The organism is Holospora elegans E1 (genome assembly GCF_000648275.1).
GTDB lineage: Bacteria > Pseudomonadota > Alphaproteobacteria > Holosporales > Holosporaceae > Holospora > Holospora undulata_A.
The window spans coordinates 1-16,746 of the sequence record NZ_BAUP01000043.1 but is presented as its reverse complement, the minus strand read 5'-3'; the positions used below and the strand labels follow the sequence as shown (position 1 = coordinate 16,746).

Below are 16,746 nucleotides of genomic sequence, written 5' to 3'. Positions count from 1 at the left end.
ATTCTCATTACAAACACGCTCAAAGATATGAGTGAATGCATGTTTATGATGATCATGGGTGGTGAATTGAATTCTGTTATCTGTAAGGACTTTGTGTATTTTATAAGGTACAGCATTAATAAGGTTGTGCAAAACCGCTGCAGTACTCATTTTAGTCTGACTTTTAGAAGCTCTGTATATGCAAACTTTGATGTTCTATTTTATTATCCTACAAATATAGCTTACCTTCAGCTGTCCTTACTCCTGCAATATCCATATGAAAATAACCACTAGGATAGTGCTTGAATTTCTTTTTATCAGCAGAAATAGATAGTTCTTTTTTAGGCAATACAGAGCCGCCATGACGCCTTAAGCAACGATGAAGACTTGATTGGCTTAAATGTGGAATAGTTTCTTGTAAGCTATATAATACTTCATCCTCTTGAATGCAACTTTTTTGATCCGCTGAAAGACGCTTTCCAAAGGCGCCTAACATTCACCTGATCTTGGATCAAGGCCTCTACAAGCAAAGATACCCAAAAAGCAGCAAAAGAAAGGGGGATTGAGGTGCATTATTTGCCCCCTTATAGCCCCCCAACCTGACCCCATCGAAGAATGAACATGTGCGAAATAATCGATTTTTCGTCTCTGCCAAAGAGTTTTGTAAGAGTATGCTGCATTTTTTCGACCAAACCTGGGACAACATCGCCATGGATCTTGTCTGTGTCAATGACTACTTTCAACGCATTAGTCCAACACTTTCAGTGTGATTTGGTATATAGTATTGCCGGTTTGGTTAATAACACGCTGATAGCACCAATGAGGTTTAACGGACTTGGGAGAAAAATTTTTGATCAAGGAACTAAAGCCTGGTCAAGGTGTTATTATGGATAATGCCTATTTTCATAAATCCAAGAGAGGTAGAGAATAAATAGAATCTGTAAAATGCAGTATAATTTTTATACCTCCTTACTCTTGTGATTTGAATCCAAAAGAGAAATTCTGGGCTAATATGAAGAGGGGGACAATATACTAAATTTCAATGCTCTATTTGATGCTATTTCGCGGTTCTTTAAAATGTCCGATTTAACCTAAATTACTATATTACGCCGAGCTAGGCAATTTTAGCGAAAAGATAGGGGGTAGAGATACATTTTGGGCGATTGGCCGATTATGAAATAGGCGTTCAACCGAAGAAATACAAAGTTATAATCCCCCATTCAATGCTACTAATTCGTCGGTTGGCTTAACTGTGAAGACAGGTTCTTACAATTCCGCCTTTGAAATCCATAAAGATAGAGTAAGCAAAGCAGTTACCAAAGGAACAAACCAGGTGATACAATAGCTTAGGAAGTGTCCTGTCATGGCATAGCTTATCATGCAGCTCCATTCCTTAAATAAAAACAGCAAAAAACACATTACAGTTCCAAAAAAAATTCTTGATATATATTTGTATATAGAGCGCTGATATCCACCCAGTACAGCAGAAGCAAAAGGAAGAAGTAAACAAAACCATACAGTATTAGATAAAAAATAATGTCGTCTTAATAAAATTGTTTGGGATAAAAACACGTTATGAGAAAGAGTATTTAGTTCCAAGAAAGACATAAGAAACGGATGTTTCCCTTGGCTTTGGTAAGATAGAAAAGGAAAATCTAAGATTAAAGAAGGTAAAAGCTTTGGATGTTTGCCTATAGGCATCGACCAAACCTGCTGAAGCCTTAACTTTCCTGGATGTACAAAAAATTTTTTTTTGCATACAAATACTTTTGTAAAGTAAAGTCTTTATTAAAAAAAAACAGTTCCATGTGCGCATCAGGAATATGTAAGATACAACTTACGTTGTTGGGTAAATGAATAAATTTCCATCGCGATTGAGGTTGTACCCAATAAATTTCTTTTTTTGAATATTCCAAGCTTTTTCCATCATATTATGGCACCAAGGTCCCCAATAGAGTAATTCAAATAAACTTATGAAAATCACTGCAAAAGTAGGCCCTTTTAAAATTTGAATAACAGACCCCCCAGCACACTGAAAAATAGACCAAGTACGCAATTTTTTCAGTCTTAATATCCATAATATTGCAGAAATAAATATGATAAAAGGAAAAAGTTTGTTAATCAATATCAACACTTTTAAAAATAAGTACTCGTACTGTTCCATAACGCTGGTTTGAACACTAAGATTTTTTTTTATAAAAATCAATTCAACGACAAAGAAAAAACAAAAAAATAAAAGAACGAATCCAAAAGATTTTAAAAAATTTTTTTATATTATACCTAAAAGTTATCGGAAACACGCGCCACTCCTGTGCGATTTTGAAGCATTAATCTTATCCATAAAATTCCGGGAATAAACCAAAAAATCTGCGCACACGCCCCCAGAAGTGCCAAACATAAACCGCCCCCAAAGGAATAGCTTGAAAAATAATCAATCCTAAAAAAAGAATTCCATATCTGTAGTAAGATTTTATATTGATACTTTGACCAGAAAGAACTATCCATGCAATCCATAAAACATTGGGAATCATCCATAAAGGAGAAAAGCATCGCGTATACAATTCCCGAACCCAAGGCATCTTGGCATCACCATCTTGAACATGTTTTAAAAGCTCAACAAATTCCACTCCCTGGGGTTTTGGGGAAGGCAAAGAAATTTTTTTATGATGAGGTATCCTCACAATATACGTTTTAAAAGACATCACGTAAGGTGCTTTTCGACTGTTATGCATAAAAACATGGCATGTTCCTTGATAAAGAGTGAAAATAAGATCCTGATTATCTTGATTAATACTTCCATATTTTCCAGAAAAGACAATGGTACGTTTCGGTTTTGGTTCATGCAACAAAACTCCTTCCAGTATTCCATCAACTTTTTTGTTATGAATATAAAGTGTTGCATCCCCTATAGAAAAAAATACTCCCGGAGTAAGCCAATGATGCGGCATAACCTGCCTTAGTTTCATTTCTTCAATTTGAACGTACCGTGCAACTTTTTGCCCCCAAAAAAATCCTACGCTATATAGAAAGACTATAAAATAAAGGGCCAGTTTTACACTAGGCCAAGCCAAGCTCCATGGCCCGATTCCTGCGCTGTATAAGATGTCTCTTTCTCTGTCTTGAACAAAGTATGTGTATCGGTACACGCAAGCCAAAATTAGCGCCATAGGCAAAGTGTAGTACATCATCGGCACTAGGCTTATTATAGATAATACAGCAACGTTTGATAAAGATGCACCTCTTCCAGAAATCCCCTTACTGATTCTAAAAAATTGAACAAACCATGTAAGCGCATTCAAGCCAAGAAAAAAAAGAAGCGTATACTTAAATAAAGCGCGAAAAATATACTTTTGAAAGCGTTTCAATCATTCAACCTTTTTAATAAATACAAATTTTACCTTCTTCGTACATAATAACAAATTTTTACGCTCTAGAGTACTGCTTATTTTGCATAAAGCAAAGGATGTAATAAAAATATAGTTAAAGTAAAAAATTTTAAGGCTCTTGATCTCTTAGATCTTTTAAGTATCATGAATTCATATAAGGGAGGTTTCCAAAAATTAAAGGCTTTAAGTTCTATGAATGATCTTGTTTTTCAGGCCCCTCAAACAGAAAAAGCGCGCCTTGTTTTTTTTCACGGATATGGAGCTAACGGAGAAAATTTAACTCAGTGCGCAGAATATTTTCAAAAAAAAAATCCAAATATAACTATTATAGTTCCTGACGGTCATGAGCCCTTTGAAGGTCATCTTGAAGGTAAAGGTCGCCAGTGGTTTTCCTTGTCAGCTTTTCATTCAAAAGATTTGATTGATACACAAGGATATTCTTCTACCTTACAGTATGCTATTGAACGATCAGCAAGAAATGTCTCTAAACGCTTTCAGTTTTTGATTGAAGATCCACTTCCGTTAATTCTTGCAGGGTTTTCCCAAGGTGCTGCACTTGCTTGTCATTTGGGGTTATTTCACATGCCTTGCGCTTTGGTATTAGGATTTTCAGGGTTTTACAGAATTAGGACTGTCCCTGTGTATTTTCCAGACTTTTGGTTATATCATGGAAAAAAAGACGATGTTGTTCCTTTGGAAGCAATGCATCTAACCTATAAAGATTTGTTCAACAATCGGCTTTCCGTAGAACAATGGATCGACCCAAACGCAGCTCACAATATTTCGATTGATGCGCTAGACCATGCATTAGCATTTTTAAGCAGCCGAAATTTTTCTTAACCTTATTAAATTAAACAAAATATGAAAAATTGGTAGATTTTTAGAAGGATAAAAAAATCTACCAGGAGCACCAAAAAGTCGAACAAACTGCCCCCTTAACTTGTTTCCTCTAAAAGAGCATCGATATAAGTTTGTAAAAGAGCTTCTTGTTCTGAAAATTTTTCCGGCTTCATTCGACGAATTTGAAGCACTTTTTTGATAATTTTTATATCAAAACCTTCTCCTTTAGCGTCTGCAAGAACCTCTTTTGTTTCTTCAACAACTTGAATCCGCCTCTCTTCAAGTTGCTCTAATTCTTCAATATATTGTTTAAGCTTTTTACCGCTAACCTCGATCATAACTCCGTCCATCCCTTAACGCACCGATGTCCAGGAATAACAGCTTTTACTCGCTCAATTAACGCCGAAAGAGTTTCTGGAGAATGAACAGCCATATCCGATAATATCTTCCGATTTAACACTTCCCCTGCTTCTTTTTGTAATAAGCTCAATCCGTGCATAAAATCACTATAAACTATCCCGTGATGACGTACTGCCGCATTGATTCTTTGAATCCACAATGCCCTAAAATCTCTCTTTTTGCATCTTCTGTCTCGGTACATATATTGCAAAGCTTTTTCTACACGTTGAAGTGCAATACGAAAGCAAGAGCCAGAACGTCCCCTGTACCCTTTTGCCATTTTTATAATTTTCTTATGGCGCGCCCGTGCAGTCACACCTCTTTTCACTCTGGTCATAATTTACCTCTTCCTAATCAAGCCCATAAGGCAAAAAACTCTTCTTTATAACTTTTGCATCGCAAGCATCCATAATGCACATGCCTCTAGCATCTCGTTTCATATCCGTAGGCCTTTTGCGCATATTGTGGCGCTTCATAGCATGCCCCCTTCTTACCTTTCCGCTGGCTGTCAGTCTAAAACGTTTTTTAGCGCCACTATGAGTTTTCATTTTTGTCAACGTACTTTCCCCCATTTATCCCACATTCTTAGAGTATAGTTAGATTTTATCAATTTTCAAGATATTTTTGTCCTTAGAATAAAAATTTAACGAAATAATTTTAATAAATGGTTTTTATGCTATTGTAAAAGAAGGATAGTTTAAAATTTGAAAATAAAATAAGATAACCCCAAAAACAATCCATACCCAAACACATCGGTTGTTGTGGTTAATAAAGGGCCAGAGCTCAGAGCTGGGTCTCCAGAAAGGCGCGCAATAATCATTGGAAACAACGTTCCTGCTATACCTGCCCATAACATATTAAACAATACCGCCCCCCCAAAACCAAAGCAACACGAATATCTTTAAACCACAAAAATGCCAGTCCCCCTAACCCAACCCCTAACAATGACCCATTAAAACAAGAAACGCTTACCTCTTTCCACAAAAACCGTACAGAATTTAACGTATTCAGTTCCTTTGTTGCCAAGGCGCGAATGGCTACAGTTGCAGCTTGAATACCACTGTTCCCCCCCATGGCTGCTGCAATGGGCATTAACACAATTAACCCTTGTTTGAAATGCAAAACCTTTTCGAAAAAATGAATCACCAAAGAAGTCAAAACAGCATCTATCACTGTAATCAACAACCAATTTAACCGTCCCAAGCTTGTTTTGCTGACAGTTTTATGAAAATCTGAGGCATGAATGCCCCCAAGGTGCATAAAGTCTTCTGCTACTTTATCTTCAATCACACGCATCACATCGTCTACGGTTATTACCCCAATAATTCTGGCATCTTTATCAATAACTGGAGCGGAAATTAGCTCATACAAACGAAACATAAAAGTAATCTCATCTTGACGCCAATCCATGGGAATAGCATGAACACTTCTGGTCATAACCTCAGACAAAAGATCTTCTTCTTGGCATTTAACGAAAGTTGAAAGCTCTATTGATCCCAAAAAGCGCCGCTCATCATCCACCACAAACACATCATAAAACCTGGGGGTATGATAAGACCTCATATGTTCTAGCGCTTGAATCACTTTCCAGTGATCGGGGAAAATCAAAACTTCGCTTTGCATCAAAGAACTGGCAGTGCACTGAGGGTAGCGCAACCGCTCTAAAAAAAACGAGATTTTTCTGGAGGAAAATCATTTAAAGCTTTTTGATAGTGAATCGCATCCAAGTCTCTTAAAATACTTAACACATCGTCACTTTCCAAATGCATTAATATTCGGCTGAGCTCAGAAATGTCGAATAAATCCACCACTTCTTTTCGTAAAGAGGGAGATAAAAATAGTAAAATTTCTGCATCGAATTGAGACTTCATCCACAATACGCATTTGCGGCGCTGTTCTTCTTCTAAGTGTTGAAGCAAATAAGCAATTTCACTGGGATACAATCCTTTAATCAGCTGAGTCAGTGCCTGGCCATTTTCAGAATTCTCTAAGAGAATTTGAAGTGAGGCTATTTTATTGGATAAGACTTGAACCAATCTTCCTTCAGAAAAATCTAATCCTTTAGATCTCACGCTCATAAATGCGTCCCTATCACCAAGGCTGCTGATTCTATCATATCACGAAGTGATGTAGTTTTTGGTATATAAAGTGTTTCATCTTGAATATAAAGACCAGAAGGAAGATTAAACTTTTCAGAAACTTCCCATGTCATTTTTGAAGAATCGTCATCTTTTAATACACACACAGCCTGGTGAAGTGCAGAATTTTTTTTTACAAGGCGGGTAATATAAAGTTTTGTCTTTTGATCTGGTTCTTCTAAAAGGAATAATGAATTTTTATTGTTACTTGCCTGACTGTTTAGACTAACAGTAACGTTTGAAGGCAAACAAGAAAATCCATAAAGGTGCGCAGTCTTTGGTAACGCCCCCCCCCACGAGTGCTGAGGAAAGTGCGTATCATTTACATGGGCGCTTCCCTTTGGATGAACTACTTGAAAAGAACAAAGATGGTGACCTTGCACAGCTAAAAGCGCTCCTTTAAAAGCGCTCCAGCAATCTTGAGCATCTAAGGCGTAACTAAAAATTAAAGAGGGTCTTAAAAAAGATTTCTTTTCAACGCTTTGAATAAGGCAAAGGCGACAAAAAGTTGGAAGCGACTCATACGCTTCTAAGATAAGCTCTCTTTCAATTTCTGGTAATTGCTCTTCCCCCAAAAGAGAAACCCCAGCATTAATCGCTGCTTTTGCAATTGCTATAGGCAGGCGAGCTCTTAATCTTGGGTCAAAGGCCTTTGGAATAAAATATTCTGTCCCAAAAGGATGTAAAGTTCCTTCATAGGCACCACAAGACCCCCATTCTCCTTCTTGAGCAATACGTTGAAGTTCTTGAACGCAAGCACGCTTCATTTCTTCTGTGATACAAGACGAACGCACCTCTAATGCCCCTCTAAATATATAGGGAAAGCACAAAATATTATTGATTTGATTTGGGTAATCTGACCTTCCTGTGCTTACCAATGCATCAGGATGAACCTCGTAAACTTCTTCGGGTAAAATTTCTGGCACTGGGTTTGCCAAAGCAAAAATCAAAGGACGAGAATTCATTCCAGCGATCATTTCTTTTGTAAGAAGACGTCCTTTTGAAAGCCCCAAAAATACGTCAGCACCTTTTAATGCCTGCTCCAAAGTGCGATGCAGCGTATCACGCGCATAAGGCGCCTTATAGACTGTGACGTTGTCTCTTTTTGTGTGCACTATACCATTTTGATCGCAAAGCCATATGTTTTCTTTCTTTACCCCAAACTGATGTAAAAGCCCTAAGCAGGCCAACGCCCCAGCCCCTGCACCATTAACCACCACTATGGCTTCTTCAATGGGAAGTTTTTTTAAGTATAACCCGTTTAGTATAGCAGCGCATACCACAATGGCTGTACCGTGCTGATCGTCGTGAAAAACAGGAATATTTAATCGTTCTCTTAACGCGTGTTCCACAATAAAACACTCTGGAGCTTTGATGTCTTCCAGATTAATGGCTCCAAAAGAAGGCGCCAACGCTACAATATGTTCAACCAGTTTGTGAGGGTCTTTTTCTGAAATTTCTAAATCGATGCTGTCCAAACCAGAAAAATATTTGATTAAAACTGATTTTCCTTCCATCACGGGTTTTGCCGCAAGAGGCCCTATATCCCCCATTCCTAACACCGCTGTTCCATTCGTAATAACAGCAACCAAATGCCCCTTGTTAGTTAATTCATAGGCACTTTGAGGATCGTTAATGATTTCTTCACAAGCAAAAGCCACTCCAGGATTGTATGCAAGAGCAAAATCTTGCCACCCTTTTAAAGGTTTAGAGGGGATCATTTCCCATTTTCCTGCTTTTGGATGCGCATGATAGTGCAAAGAGGGAAGTTTAAATCTCACGGCTTATTCTCGTTACCTTTATATTTGTTACTGATTTTAGTTTTTAACGCGCAGAGTTTCAAGGGTGATTGTTCAGAAGTTTTAACAGAAACAACATTTAATTTTTTTAAAAAGTTTAAAAACCTTAAAAACTATTTTCGTATTAAATATTACATCCGTTTTCTACAAACAATCAACATTTAGTATTTAAAAATTAATTCCAATTTGAACAAAGAGTACAGGGTATAAATATTTATCGATTCAATGTTCAAACCAAAGTAGCATTGCCAATAAAGGATATAAAATAAAAAAATATTAAAATGATATTTTTCATAAAAACAAAAACATAAATTGACAAAAGTAAAAAAAAATGCAATATATTAGATCAAGCATTAATTATTTGTAGAAATGTCGTCAAACGTTCATGATTCCGGGTCCGCAAGGAAAAATAGAAGCAATTTATCATACAACTAAGCAGTCCTCTAATGTAGTATTGCTAGCATCCCCCCATCCTAAGTGGGAAGGATTATTGGACCACAGTGTCATGTTCACAATTTACCGAAGCTTTGTTCGATGCAAATTCGACGTATTAAGGTTTAATTATCGTGGAACAGGAAAATCCACTGGTACATTTAGTAATGGAGAAGGAGAAATTTCCGATGCAGAAGCGTGCTTAAATTGGCTTTCCGACAGATATTTTCCAAAAGCACGGTACTGGGTTGCTGGATATTCTTTTGGCGCTTGGATTGGGATGCAAATTTTGATGCGACGCCCAGAATGCGAACGTTTTGTGGGAGTTGCGCTGCGCCCAAACCTCTATCCGTTTGACTTTTTGGCTCCTTGTCCTCACCCTGGATTAATCGTTCATGGCACAGAAGATACGGTCACCCCTTGTGATTTAGTTGTACGTCTTGCGTATCAGCTGTCAGCACAAAAGCGAGGACAAAAAATAAATTTGAAATTAATTCCAGATGGAGATGAAAAATTCTCAACGCATCTTCGAGATCTAGAAGACATTATCAGCAACTATATCGAAAAAGAAATGGAGTCTCTAGAACCCTCTTTCTCTCGAGAGTCTGTTCAAGGTATCGGTTTATAAATGACACGTTCTTGTTGTGAGCACCGTATCTCCTTTAGATCTTAAAACGGAAGATTTTTTTCTAAGCATTCCCCCTATTAACGCAGCACAAAAATCTGCGGTAAAAGCAAAAGGGAAAGTGCTAGTTTCCGCAGGGGCAGGAACAGGAAAAACTTGGGTTTTGGTTTTACGCTATGCTTATTTAGCACAAGTGCTTGGTGTTTCTCTTTCTAGCATTATGGTATTAACTTTTACTCGTTTTGCTGCTCAAGGCGTAAAAAAACGTCTTGAAGCGCTTATGCCCATCAAGACAAAAGATCTATGGATTGACACTTTTCACAGTTTGGCGTTGCGCTTGTTAAAACACACTCCAGAACACATAAAGCGCACGAAGAGATTTTCTGTTTTGAGCACAAAAGATCAAAAACAAATTATGGCCAAGATTTTTCCTTCTCAAGAAAATGTACACGAAACCATATTACAACATATTCATCGATGGAAACGTCAAACTTGGCTTCCACATCATGTTCCCGCCACCGAAAATATTGTTTATTTACCCCAATATTATCAATATCAACAAGAACTTGAAATTACCAACAGAGTAGATTTTGACGATTTGCTTTTACTAAGTTACCACATGCTTCAAGAAAACAAGGCTCTTTTATCGCAGTGGCAAAAAGAGTTTAGACATATTTTAGTAGATGAGTATCAAGATATCAATCCACTAGAACACGCGTGGCTTAAACTGTTTGCTCATCAAGCAGATGGCCTATTTTGTGTTGGTGACGAAGACCAGTCTATTTATGGCTGGCGAGGAGCCAACATTAAAAATATTTTACGTTTTCAGGAAGATTTTCCCGGAGCTCACATCATTCCTTTGGAAGAAAATTACCGATCTTCTTACGCAATCTTATCAGGAGCCAATACGCTTATCGCAAACAATCGTTTGCGAAATAAAAAAACGTTAAGATCCCAGAAAAAAGGAGGTAAAAAAATAGAAATACGTGGGGTATGGAATCCAGAAAAAGAAGCAGACTATGTAACGAAAAAAATTCTCTGCGCTCATAAAAAAGGGCTTTCTTACTCTCGTATGGCTGTTTTAATGCGAACCAACATCCAAAGTCAAGAATTTGAAAAATTTTTTTTAAAAAAAAAGATCCCTTATCAAACTATGGATTCTGTGCACTTGTATGAGCAGCAAGAGATTAAAGATATGTTAATGTACTTGCGCTGGATACATAACCCAAATGACGATGAAGCATTCTGTCACGTTGTTAACACTCACCAAAGAGGCATTGGAAAACGCACGGTAGAAAAAATTTCGTCTGCCGCAAAAAATCACCATCACCCATGGGAAAAAACAGCACGACTGTTATGCAAAGAACCTAAAGCACCCCACCCCTTAAAATCTTTACTGTACCAGGTTAATCAGTGGAGGAAACATGAAGGATCTTTGACACAGCTAATACTGCAAATCTTTCAAGAATCTGGGTATGAGGATTTTTTTCTTAACCAAGGAAATAAGAATATATCTATTCAAGAAAATTTTAAAACGTTTTTACAAGAATTACAAAAATTCAAAACCTTAAAAGAATACTTAGATCACGTAAATTTATTTACAAAATTACACATTCAGCCTTCTCAAGAGGCGGTTTTTATGTTAACATTCCACACTGCAAAAGGATTAGAATTTGATGAAACGTTTTTAGTAGGGTGGGAAGAACGTCTTTTTCCTTATGTTCAGTGTTTAGATGAAAACAATTTAGAAGAAGAGCGTCGTCTGGCATATGTTGCCTTAACACGAGCACGAGTGTGCGCTCACATCACGTTTTGTTGGAATCGCCCCAAATTAAAGAAGCTTGCGCTTTCTTTTCCCTCACGTTTTATTAAGGAACTTCCCGCCAGTGCAACAAAAAAATCAAACGTTAAAGAGTTTTTTTTCTGGATCATGTCTCGTATTATCCATTTTATTCGTAAATAAAAAGCAAAAAATCGCGTTAAGCACATTATTAAAGGAGTGGCTTTGTGAATAAAGAATCTTCCCCTGAACTAAAATCAGAAACTCTAAAATCAGAAAATTCTGAAGTTAGGAATCAAACCTTAAAAAATTTGGAACCTGATGAGTTTTCCAGAATTTTTGAAACACTCAATGAGGCACAAAAATCTGCAGTTCAAGCAGAAGGAAAAGTTTTAATCTCTGCAGGGGCAGGAACAGGAAAAACTAGAGTACTAACATTGCGTTACACTTATTTAGTGCAAAAGCGTAAAATCCCCTTATCCAATATTATGGCAGTTACCTTTACAAATCGCGCAGCCCAAGAAATGAAGGGACGCCTAGAACAGCTTATGTCTATTCAAACGAAAAGTCTATGGATTGGAACTTTTCATAGTTTAGCGTTAAGGTTACTTAAGAGCGCTCCAGAGCTTATGGGACGAAAGCCGGGATTTTCTGTTCTAGACACGAAAGACCAAGGGCGTGTTATGGCAAAGCTTTTAAAATCCATGAAAGCTAAACGACAATACACTTGTCAAAACGTTCTTCAACAAATTAGTCAATGGAAATGCCAAACTTGGCTTCCAGAACAAGTTTCTTTACCTTGCGACGAAGTTATCTTAACGCTTTATCATCAGTATCAACAAGAACTAGAATTAACCAACAGTGTAGATTTTGACGATTTGTTGCTTTTAAGTTATCACATGCTAAAAACGAACGAAACTATTTTATCTAAGTGGCAACGATATTTTAGACACATTTTAGTAGATGAGTATCAAGACATTAACGGACTTCAGTATTCTTGGCTAAAACTTCTTGCAGCACAAACAGAAGGATTATTTTGTGTGGGGGACGAAGATCAGTCCATCTATGGGTGGCGCGGCGCCAGTATTGAAAATATTTTAAGGTTTCAAGAAGATTTTCCTGGAGCTTATATCATTCCCTTAGAAGAGAATTATCGATCATCCCCTTCTATTTTGTCTGGAGCAAGTCAACTCATTGGAAACAATCGCCTAAGACACGGAAAAATTCTTCGCACACAACGGGAAGGAGGAGAAAAAATCGAAGTCCAAGGACTATGGGATTCTAAAGAAGAAGCTGCTTACGTGATAAAAAAAATCGTTCAGTCCTACCAAAAGGGGCACCCCTATTCTTCCATGGCTATATTAATGCGCACCAGCGCTCAAAGTAGAGAATTTGAGGAACGCTTTCTGGTAGAACATATTCCCTATCAAGTAGTAGGGTCAATTAATTTTTATGAGCGCCAAGAAATTAGAGACATGCTTGGATATCTCCGCTGGATTCACAACCCCAGCGATGGCCTTGCATTTGAACGAGTTATCAACACACCAAGACGAGGCATTGGCCCAGGAGCTTTGGGGAAAATTTATTTAAAAGCCAAAGAAAAAGAATATTCTTTAGAAGAAGCGGGACGTTGGTTGTGTCAAGAAGAAAAAATGTCTCCCTCCCTTTCCATTCTTTTGCATCAAGTACAGCAATGGCGCCAACATCAAGGAAGCTTAGAGCAATTGGCAGCACGAGTTTTCCAGGAATCTGGCTATGAGTCTCATCTATTAAACCAAGGAAACGATGGGATTTCTCGTCAAGAAAACGTTAAAGAATTTTTAAAAGCTTTAGAAAATTTTCAAAATTTAGAAGATTTTCTAGATCATGTGAGTTTACTTTTAGAACTGCGTGCGCGCTCCTCTCAAGACAGCGTATCAATACTAACGTTGCACGCTGCAAAAGGATTAGAATTTGATGAGACATTTTTAGTTGGGTGGGAAGAACAGCTATTCCCCCACATTCGATGCTTAAGTGAACGTGACCTAGAAGAAGAGCGAAGATTGGCATATGTTGCCTTAACTCGAGCAAAGGAGCGTGTTCACATTACATTTGCTTGGAATCGTCGTACAATACAAGGGCAAATGCCGTCATCTCCTTCTCGTTTCATTCAAGAATTACCTGCTTGTGAGATCAATTTACGTCTTTCTTTAGAAAAATCCAATGCGCCTTCCTTTAAGCAAAAAGACACTACCCAAAAAGATGTCTCTATTAAAACCATTTTACTTTCCCAAAAAGAAGACTCTAATTTTCCAGAAAAGGAAGCCATTCGTCCAGGAGTTCGGCTATTTCATCACATTTTTGGTTGGGGAATAGTAGAATCTTATAATAATCGTGTAGTACGATTAACCTTTAAACAATACGGAACAAAAAGTGTTATGGATAGTTTTCTTTCATTTTCAGAAAACAAATCGAATTAACCGTTTATAAGTTAGGTCCTGAAAAATATTTTTTCATAACACACTCAATTTGTTGAATAAAAATAAAAAAAATTAAGGAGTATTGAAATTTGGAGTTTTGGAAAAAGAGCCCTGGAATGGGGGTGCGGGCTGTAAGCACTTTATATCAAATTGCTCAGTGTTTGTACGAATGGAATCGCACCCCTTTTAGTCCTTTTCGTATAACAGCCCCCGTCATCAGCATAGGGGGGCTAACCCTTGGAGGGGCAGGTAAAACCCCCTGTACCTTAGCTTTAGCACAGTGGTTGTCAGATTCCGGGTATTTTTGCATTATCTTAACGCGAGGATATAAAGGAAGATCTAAAGGACCACTATGGGTTAGCGCATCTGACACCCCCTATTCCGTAGGGGAAGAAGCATGGATGATGGCACAGTATTTTCCTGTACTTGTATCTAAAAACATATTAGAAGGGGCAAAATATATACAAAATACTTTTGATTTCAAGAACAATACAGTTATTCTTTGGGATGACGGTCATCAGTACCCTAAGTTACACAAAGACATTGCTTTAATTGCCACCAACACTCAACAGTGGTTTGGAAACACCTGGATTTTCCCTGCAGGACCATTACGAGAATCCTTAGAAAATGGAATTCAGCGCGCCCATGGAATTATAAGCTTATACAGCAAAGAACCAAAAAATCTTCCTGAATACCTTTCGAAATTTTCTATTCCTTCCTGGTTTGCCCAGTGTATTGCCACATGTCCACTTCCGGAAAACACACCCGTAGTGGGGTTTTGCGGACTAGGAGATCCAGAACGATTTTGGGAAACAATACAACAATGCAAATTAAACCTTAAAGCGAGTCGAAGTTTTCCAGACCATTACTTTTACAAACCAAGAGATGAGTTTTTTTTACAAGATTTAGCAAAAAAACATCACGCTGTACTTGTCACTTCTCAAAAAGATTATGTTAAATTATCCACAAATATGAAAGCACTCACACATCAAATCTTTCAATCTATAATCCTTCCTTTAGAAATAAAGCGCATAATAGTAAAAATGTTAACTCATCGCGGATAAAGAGCTTTGCAAAATACCTATTTTGAATTTTTATGATAAGAAGGGCTGCGCTCTTCACTTAAGGCAATCAACTGCTCTAAAGATTCCTGTGTACACAAACCTATCAAAACAGGATTTTTCGGTGTTAAACTCTTGATATCCCAATACATTCCAGAACGAATAGCATGAACGGTGCTTTTGGTGGTGGGAAGAAATTTAACAATATCGGTGTCTTTAAGGTCTGGATAAAACCGCGCTAGCCACAACACTCCATTTCGAATTTCTTTTCGTTTTGCCAAGCTTACGTAAGCTTTTCGTTTCTTTTGACAGGTGCCCACCTTTCGATTTAACATCAATACGGCACTAGGATCTCCTTCACAACGAATAATTTCTTCTTTTGTAAGGTCCCCCAGCATAACTGGATCCATAGAAGCGATGTTCCCCTCGCCGTTGGCCAAAGCTTCTATCTGAAGCTCATGCATTCGACAAAATTCAGAAATTTGTTGAAAGGTAAGTTTTGTATTATCAATCAACCATAAAGCAACTGCTTTTGCCATTAAAATTTTTTGCATTTTTATCCTGGTAAAATGGCATCTCCAGCGGGAATCGAACCCGCGCTACCGCCTTGAAAGGGCAGCGTCCTAACCGCTAGACTATGGAGACAACTATTTATTATTCTATCACCTTTCAGAAAAAAGTCAAATCCTTTTACAACGGAGCTCATAAAAAGATTTGTTACTTAACAATTAGACAAATTGGGCCGTGTACCTCTTCAGTCCCAACACCATATGGTTTGGATTGTGATTAAAGTTTGATGGATTTTGCTTAAACTTTTTAAGAAAGATATCAAAGGAAGTTTGATATTTCAACGATACGTATTCTGTAACACGCATTGCAACCAAAGATAACATTTCCCCTTTGGTGCGCACCTGTGTTAATCGATATGCACAAAACCAATAAAATAGCCCTTAAAATGTTTCTTCTCTTGAAGGGAGCCCTTCTCCCTCATCTTTTGGAAGAACTTTAAGTCCATTTCGTTTAAGGCAGCGATGAAGGTTGGAACGTTTCAGTTCGGAGATTTTATCTTTTAGAGCAATTTTATCTTTTAGAGCATCTTATGTCTTCTTGCATTTTAGAACCGTCTTGACCTTTAAAATATAGTCTTTTGCAAGCGTTGGGGCGCTCTCTTTAGATTCTTGTATTTCTTTCGCTGCTTTTTTGGTGTCTTTGCTTGTGTTATAAGGTCCTTGATCCAAGATTAGGTGAATGTTAGGCGCCTTTGAATAAGCGTCTTTCATCTGATCAAAAAACGTCTTCATGGTGGCGCTATTCAATGTTTCTAAGGACACCACCGTCAGGCGCATGCTCGTCAAATCCAAGGCATGACGCATTGGCAATGAGAGGCGGGTGCCTGTGCGAATCCACCCACAGGTGATTTTCTTGCCATGGTGGGGCGCACGTCATCACCAAACAAGATGGTTATCCTCCAGCGGTATTGTCATCAACGTCTCGTAATAATGAATAAACTACTTCCTGCTTAGCTGGATCTGCCTTTGCGTACCGTGCCGCTGGCTTTTAAATGAAAAATTATGGGCGTGTCCACGACGTATAGAAAGTAAGCGATATCTGCGCTTTTCGCGCTAACGAGGGGGCCTTCTTTAGAGCTGAGCTCTTTTTGAAGGACCTGGGCAAGAATTTTGTGGTAAAAGCGGGGAGTATGGGCCATAAGTGTTGAAAGTGGTTGAGATAGATATTATGAGTATAAAGTTTTAATTTTATAATGATGTATTGATATATGGTTAGAGAGACTAGGAAAACTTTACGATGTATATAATAATAAAATCACCGGAGAATTACTATTCAAAG

At 37.8% G+C, this 16,746-nt stretch carries 17 protein-coding genes, 1 tRNA gene and 3 pseudogenes; 7 read left to right on the top strand and 14 right to left on the bottom strand.

Annotated features, from left to right (window positions below; genetic code table 11):
* Positions 1-418, bottom strand: a pseudogene (locus tag HE1_RS09535) (transposase family protein); the annotation flags it as partial.
* A 145-nt stretch (positions 419-563) separates the two neighbouring features.
* A complete protein-coding gene (locus HE1_RS09255; RefSeq protein WP_162832703.1) occupies positions 564-722 on the bottom strand; it encodes a hypothetical protein in 159 nt (52 codons plus the stop codon).
* Between HE1_RS09255 and HE1_RS08605 the strand changes: the two genes are divergently transcribed.
* Both HE1_RS08605 and HE1_RS10200 read left to right on the top strand, forming a co-directional pair.
* Positions 709-873, top strand: a complete 165-nt coding sequence (locus tag HE1_RS08605) for a hypothetical protein (RefSeq protein ID WP_162531153.1) — start codon at positions 709-711, stop codon at positions 871-873. The genes HE1_RS09255 and HE1_RS08605 overlap by 14 nt on opposite strands.
* 37 nt (positions 874-910) lie before the next feature.
* Positions 911-1,015 (top strand): transposase, encoded by a 105-nt coding sequence (locus HE1_RS10200; RefSeq protein ID WP_162480131.1) that lies wholly within the window; start codon positions 911-913, stop codon positions 1,013-1,015.
* Between the two features lie 230 nt (positions 1,016-1,245).
* On the opposite strand, the gene HE1_RS01235 is transcribed toward HE1_RS10200, so the two are convergent.
* From HE1_RS01235 to HE1_RS01225, 3 genes and pseudogenes are all read right to left on the bottom strand, one after another.
* Positions 1,246-1,680, bottom strand: a complete 435-nt coding sequence (locus tag HE1_RS01235; RefSeq protein ID WP_035543822.1) for a hypothetical protein — start codon at positions 1,678-1,680, stop codon at positions 1,246-1,248.
* Between the two features lie 136 nt (positions 1,681-1,816).
* Positions 1,817-2,236, bottom strand: a pseudogene (locus tag HE1_RS01230) (hypothetical protein); the annotation flags it as partial.
* A 76-nt stretch (positions 2,237-2,312) separates the two neighbouring features.
* Positions 2,313-3,344: an LptF/LptG family permease gene (locus HE1_RS01225; protein ID WP_035543816.1), complete on the bottom strand. Its 1,032-nt coding sequence runs from the start codon at positions 3,342-3,344 to the stop codon at positions 2,313-2,315.
* A 213-nt stretch (positions 3,345-3,557) separates the two neighbouring features.
* On the opposite strand from HE1_RS01225, the gene HE1_RS01220 reads away from it, so the two are divergent.
* Positions 3,558-4,205, top strand: a complete 648-nt coding sequence (locus tag HE1_RS01220) for an alpha/beta hydrolase (RefSeq protein WP_006295800.1) — start codon at positions 3,558-3,560, stop codon at positions 4,203-4,205.
* 95 nt (positions 4,206-4,300) lie between these two features.
* Here HE1_RS01220 and HE1_RS01215 read toward each other — a convergent pair whose 3' ends face one another.
* The 6 genes and pseudogenes from HE1_RS01215 to HE1_RS01190 all read right to left on the bottom strand — a co-directional run bounded on the left by HE1_RS01215 (position 4,301) and on the right by HE1_RS01190 (position 8,523).
* Positions 4,301-4,555 carry a GapR family DNA-binding domain-containing protein gene (locus HE1_RS01215; RefSeq protein ID WP_023492445.1) on the bottom strand — a complete coding sequence of 85 codons (255 nt, stop codon included), beginning with the start codon at positions 4,553-4,555 and terminating at the stop codon, positions 4,301-4,303.
* Entirely contained in the window at positions 4,540-4,941 is a 402-nt protein-coding gene (gene rplT, locus HE1_RS01210; RefSeq protein ID WP_023492443.1) for a 50S ribosomal protein L20, read from the bottom strand. The genes HE1_RS01215 and rplT overlap by 16 nt, the downstream gene beginning before the upstream one ends.
* A 13-nt stretch (positions 4,942-4,954) precedes the next feature.
* Positions 4,955-5,176, bottom strand: a complete 222-nt coding sequence (rpmI, locus tag HE1_RS01205) for a 50S ribosomal protein L35 (protein ID WP_006295804.1) — start codon at positions 5,174-5,176, stop codon at positions 4,955-4,957.
* A gap of 125 nt (positions 5,177-5,301) precedes the next feature.
* A pseudogene (locus HE1_RS01200) lies at positions 5,302-6,227 on the bottom strand (magnesium transporter).
* Positions 6,228-6,265: 38 nt separating this feature from the next.
* On the bottom strand, positions 6,266-6,682 hold the full coding sequence (locus tag HE1_RS01195; protein ID WP_035543809.1) for a magnesium transporter MgtE N-terminal domain-containing protein: 417 nt from the start codon (positions 6,680-6,682) through the stop codon (positions 6,266-6,268).
* Complete coding sequence (locus HE1_RS01190) at positions 6,679-8,523, bottom strand: malic enzyme-like NAD(P)-binding protein (RefSeq protein WP_006295808.1); 1,845 nt, start codon at positions 8,521-8,523, stop codon at positions 6,679-6,681. The genes HE1_RS01195 and HE1_RS01190 overlap by 4 nt, the downstream gene beginning before the upstream one ends.
* 403 nt (positions 8,524-8,926) lie before the next feature.
* Here HE1_RS01190 and HE1_RS01185 point away from each other — a divergent pair, with 403 nt between their 5' ends.
* The 4 genes from HE1_RS01185 to lpxK all read left to right on the top strand — a co-directional run bounded on the left by HE1_RS01185 (position 8,927) and on the right by lpxK (position 14,901).
* On the top strand, positions 8,927-9,601 hold the full coding sequence (locus tag HE1_RS01185) for an alpha/beta hydrolase (protein WP_023492441.1): 675 nt from the start codon (positions 8,927-8,929) through the stop codon (positions 9,599-9,601).
* 16 nt (positions 9,602-9,617) lie between these two features.
* Positions 9,618-11,561, top strand: a complete 1,944-nt coding sequence (locus HE1_RS01180; RefSeq protein ID WP_035543807.1) for an ATP-dependent helicase — start codon at positions 9,618-9,620, stop codon at positions 11,559-11,561.
* 44 nt (positions 11,562-11,605) lie between these two features.
* Positions 11,606-13,837, top strand: a complete 2,232-nt coding sequence (locus HE1_RS01175; protein ID WP_006295812.1) for an ATP-dependent helicase — start codon at positions 11,606-11,608, stop codon at positions 13,835-13,837.
* Between the two features lie 89 nt (positions 13,838-13,926).
* Positions 13,927-14,901, top strand: coding sequence for a tetraacyldisaccharide 4'-kinase (gene lpxK / locus HE1_RS01170; protein WP_035543804.1), 975 nt, complete (start codon positions 13,927-13,929; stop codon positions 14,899-14,901).
* 17 nt (positions 14,902-14,918) lie between these two features.
* On the opposite strand, the gene HE1_RS01165 is transcribed toward lpxK, so the two are convergent.
* From HE1_RS01165 to HE1_RS01155, 3 genes are all read right to left on the bottom strand, one after another.
* Positions 14,919-15,452 carry a cell cycle transcriptional regulator TrcR gene (locus HE1_RS01165; RefSeq protein WP_035543801.1) on the bottom strand — a complete coding sequence of 178 codons (534 nt, stop codon included), beginning with the start codon at positions 15,450-15,452 and terminating at the stop codon, positions 14,919-14,921.
* Positions 15,453-15,468: 16 nt separating this feature from the next.
* Positions 15,469-15,543, bottom strand: a tRNA-Glu gene (locus HE1_RS01160).
* Positions 15,544-15,995: 452 nt separating this feature from the next.
* The gene (locus HE1_RS01155) at positions 15,996-16,277 is read right to left on the bottom strand and encodes a hypothetical protein (protein WP_206537206.1); all 282 of its coding nucleotides are present in this window, start codon (positions 16,275-16,277) and stop codon (positions 15,996-15,998) included.
* Positions 16,278-16,746: the final 469 nt, after the last annotated feature.